At 59.4% G+C, this 4,064-nt stretch carries 2 protein-coding genes; one reads left to right on the top strand and one right to left on the bottom strand.

Going from position 1 to position 4,064, the window contains the following annotated elements:
* Positions 1-108 precede the first annotated feature (108 nt).
* The gene (gene gyrA, locus LKE08_RS17095; RefSeq protein WP_324705457.1) at positions 109-2,733 is read right to left on the bottom strand and encodes a DNA gyrase subunit A; all 2,625 of its coding nucleotides are present in this window, start codon (positions 2,731-2,733) and stop codon (positions 109-111) included.
* A gap of 249 nt (positions 2,734-2,982) precedes the next feature.
* Here gyrA and LKE08_RS17090 point away from each other — a divergent pair, with 249 nt between their 5' ends.
* On the top strand, positions 2,983-3,912 hold the full coding sequence (locus LKE08_RS17090) for a histone deacetylase (RefSeq protein ID WP_324705456.1): 930 nt from the start codon (positions 2,983-2,985) through the stop codon (positions 3,910-3,912).
* The last annotated feature ends 152 nt before the right edge of the window (positions 3,913-4,064 follow it).

The following is a 4,064-nucleotide window of genomic DNA, read 5'->3' as shown; positions in this document are numbered from 1 at the left end:
TCAATTCTCCTCAATTCTCTATCTGTGGGGGCAACCGTCCCGGGTTGCCCAGATTGGGCGGAATTGGATGGGGAAAGCCGGCACGGAGGCCGGCCCCCACGACTTTTTCTATTCCGCGACTTCGGCGACTTCTTCCAACTCCGCCGCCACTTCAGCTTCGTCTCCCTCGGCGGAAATCGGAACCAGGGCCACGGCCGCGATCGCATCTTCGCTGTCCAACCGCTGCACCCGCACCCCCGTGGCACTCCGGGACTGGCTGGGAATGGCGTTCACCACCTGGCGGATGATGATCCCCCGGCCCGTCACCAGCATCAGTTCGTCCATCTCGTGCACCACCTGGAGGGCCACCACGCAATCGTCCGACAGATGCGGCTTGAACTTGGTGGCGATGATCCCCTTTCCAGCGCGATTTTGCAGCCGGAATTGACCCACCGGAACCCGCTTTCCGTAGCCTCCCGTCGTGATCACCAGGACGGAAACGCCGTCGGGGTCGATCGCGGTTTCTTCCGTTTCTTCCCCTTCCTCGGCGACGGTGGTTTCCTCTTCTTCGAGTTCCGCCTCTTCGCCGCCCAACTGGGCGATATTGGCGACGATAAAACTGGGCAAAATATCCATACCGATCAGTTCGTCATCCTTGCGGAGTTTCATCGCCTTCACCCCCCGCGTCGCCCGACCGAGAGGCCGCAATTGCTTGTCGTCGGTGCGGAAATGGATCGCCATCCCCCGCCGGGAACCGATGATGATGCTGTCGTCCACTTTTGCCCGCCGCACCCAGCGCAGTTCGTCCCCTTCGTTCAACGAAATGGCAATTAAACCATTCGATCGGATGTTGGCGAAGGCGGAAAGGGCCGTTTTTTTGATGTAACCGCCCTTGGTCAACATCACCAAATATTCGTCGTTGCTGAATTCGCTCACCGGCACCAAAGAGGTGATCCGTTCCTCCCGGGGGATGGGCAACATCTGCACGATGGGAACCCCCCGCGCCGCCCGGGAACCGATGGGAATTTGATAGGCTTTCAAACAGTAAACCACGCCGCGATCGCTGAACAGCAAAATGCTGTCGTGGTCGCAACAACTCAGGAAATGTTCGATCCCGTCATCTTCCTTCATTTTGGTGCCGGATTTGCCCCGGGTCGCCCGATTTTGGGCGTCGAAGGTGTTGACGGGCATCCGCTTGATGTAGCCCTGTTCGGTCAGCAGGATGATCGCTTTTTCGTTGGCGATCAGATCCGTTTCGTCGAGTTCGCTTTCGGACAGTTCGATTTCCGTGCGCCGGGGCGTGCCGTGCCGTTCTTGCAGTTCCTTGGCTTCCCGCTCGACGATCTCCAAAATCCGCTCCCGCCGATTCAGGATATCGTCGAGATCGGCAATTTTAGCCAGCAGTTCCTCGTGTTCTTGTTGGATCTTCTGGGCTTCCAGGGCGGTCAGGCGCCGCAATTGCATCTGCAAAATGGCGTCGGCCTGGGGTTCGGAGAGGCCGAACCGGTCCATCAATTCCTGCTTGGCGGTGGGGGTGTCGGCCGCGTGGCGAATTAGGGCGATGATCGCGTCGAGATTGTCGAGGGCGATCAATAATCCTTGCAGCAGGTGGTCCCGCTCTTCGGCTTTGCGTTTTTCGTATTCGGTGCGGCGCCGGATCGTGTCGATGCGGAAGTCGAGGAACACCTGGAGGTATTGCTTCAGGGTGAGCAGTTCTGGCTTGCCGTTGACGAGAGCCAACATATTCGCCCCGAAGTTGTTCTGGAGGGGGGTTTGTTTGTAGAGGTTGTTGAGGACGACTCTGGGGTAGGCGTCCCGTCTCAGTTCCACCACGATCCGCATCCCGTCGCGATCGCTCTCGTCCCGGATGTCGGAGATCCCTTCGAGTCGCTTCTCGTTCACCATTTCGGCGATCTTTTCGATCAGGGCTGCCTTGTTGGTTTGGTAGGGGAGTTGGGTGATGATGATCGCTTCGCGATCGGGCCGTCCCCGGTGTTCGATGGTTTCGATCTCGGCGACGCCGCGCATGGTGATGGAACCCCGCCCGGTGGTGTAGGCCTCCCGAATGCCCGATCGCCCCAGAATTTTCGCCCCGGTGGGGAAGTCCGGCCCGGGGATGTACCGCATCAGCTCGGTGTCGGTGATGTCGGGGTTGTGGATGGTGGCGATTAGTCCGTCCACCAGTTCTCCCAGGTTGTGGGGGGGGATGTTGGTGGCCATGCCCACGGCGATGCCGGAGGAGCCGTTGAGCAGGAGTTGGGGGATGCGGGCCGGCAGGACCAGCGGTTCCTGTTGGGAGCCGTCGAAGTTGTCCCCGAAATCCACCGTGTCGGAGTCGATGTCCCGCAACATGGCGTCGCAGGTGAGGGCGTGGAGGCGGCATTCGGTGTATCGCATCGCCGCCGGGGGGTCGTTGTCCACGGAGCCGAAGTTGCCGTGGCCCTGGATCAGGGGCGATCGCATCGAAAAGTTCTGGGCCATCCGCACCAGGGCGTCATATACCGCAGTATCGCCGTGGGGATGGTATTTACCGAGAACCTCCCCCACGACGCGGGCGCACTTCCGGAACGGGCGGTCGGGGGTCAGGCCCAGTTCGTGCATGGCGTAGAGAATGCGGCGGTGTACCGGCTTGAACCCGTCTTTCGCATCTGGCAGCGCCCGACCTACAATGACGCTCATGGCGTATTCTAGATAAGACTGCTGCATCTCGTTCCGCAAATCCGTCGGGATAATTCGCGACTCGGAGGTGCTCATACGATCAAAAACTCCATTAACATCCAAAAAACAGCCGCTTTTTATTTAAACAATTCGATAAAATAATTCTATCCGATGGTTTTGTTTAAAAAGAGACGACTATCTCTTGAAATTATAACATAGTTTCTGGGGTTTTCGGATTTCAAATCCGGCGGCGCGATCGCCCCTTTCAACGATCGCCGTCGCCCCCCATCGCAAAGTGAAAATACCCACCATCTTTTTCGCCAGTTGTCAATCCCCAGTGTTGCCATGTTAAGCGTTATCTACTCCGACGAATTTCTACAGCACAAAACGGGTCTATTTCACCCCGAACGACCGGAACGCCTCGGGGCGATCGTCGAGGCGTTGCGATCGGCTCCCTGGACGCAACAATTGCAGTGGCTCTCCCCCACCCCCGTTGAAAAACGCCGGGAAGCCATCTTGGAAGCGATCGCAGCCCTGCACACCGAGGAACACATCCGCCGGGTCGAAAGCATCGCCAGTTCCGGGGGCGGCTACCTGGACGGCGATACCCCCGTTTCCCCCGACAGCTACGATGTCGCCCTGCTGGCGGTGAGCGCCTGGCTCGACGGCATCGACCGCACCCTGTCCGGCGGCAAACCCTCCTTCGTCCTAGCCCGCCCGCCGGGACACCACGCCGAAGCCGGCCGGGGGATGGGATTTTGCCTGTTTTCCAACGCCGCGATCGCCGCCCGCTACGCCCTCGAACAGCCCGGAGTCAACCGCGTCGCCATCCTCGATTGGGACGTCCACCACGGCAACGGCACCCAAAGCCTCGTCGAAAATCACCCCCGACTCGCCTACTGTTCCCTGCACCAGTCCCCCTGCTACCCCGGAACCGGCTATCCCCAGGAGCGGGGCGCCTACGAAAATGTGTTGAATCTGCCCATGTCCCCGGGAAGCACCTTCGCATTATATCAACCCGCCTTCGAGCAGAAAGTCATCCCCTTCCTGAAGGGGTTTCAACCCGACTTGCTCATCGTCAGCGCCGGATACGACGCCAACCGAGCCGACCCCCTGGCCAGCATTTCCCTCGAACCCGAAAATTTCGGCTGGTTCGCCACCCAATGCCTGCAACTCACCCCAAAGATCGTCTTCGGCTTAGAAGGCGGCTATGACCTGAAAACCCTGGCTCAGTCGGTGGTGGCGACGGTGGAATCCTGTTTGGCTTCCGATTGAGAGAAGTGGGGGCAGGGCAGGCAGGGCAGGTAGAGGGGCACAGGGGCACAGGAGGCAGGGGAGGCAGGGGGGGCACAGGAGGCAGGGGGGGCTCCAGGAGGCAAATTTCTAGTCAGATCTGTACAAATTTCCCAATCATCTTCAGATGATTT

The sequence above is a fragment of the Lyngbya sp. CCY1209 genome, from assembly GCF_035615495.1.
Lineage (GTDB): Bacteria > Cyanobacteriota > Cyanobacteriia > Cyanobacteriales > Microcoleaceae > Limnospira.
Note: the sequence above shows the minus strand (reverse complement) of the source record. Positions and strands in the feature narration are given on the sequence as shown.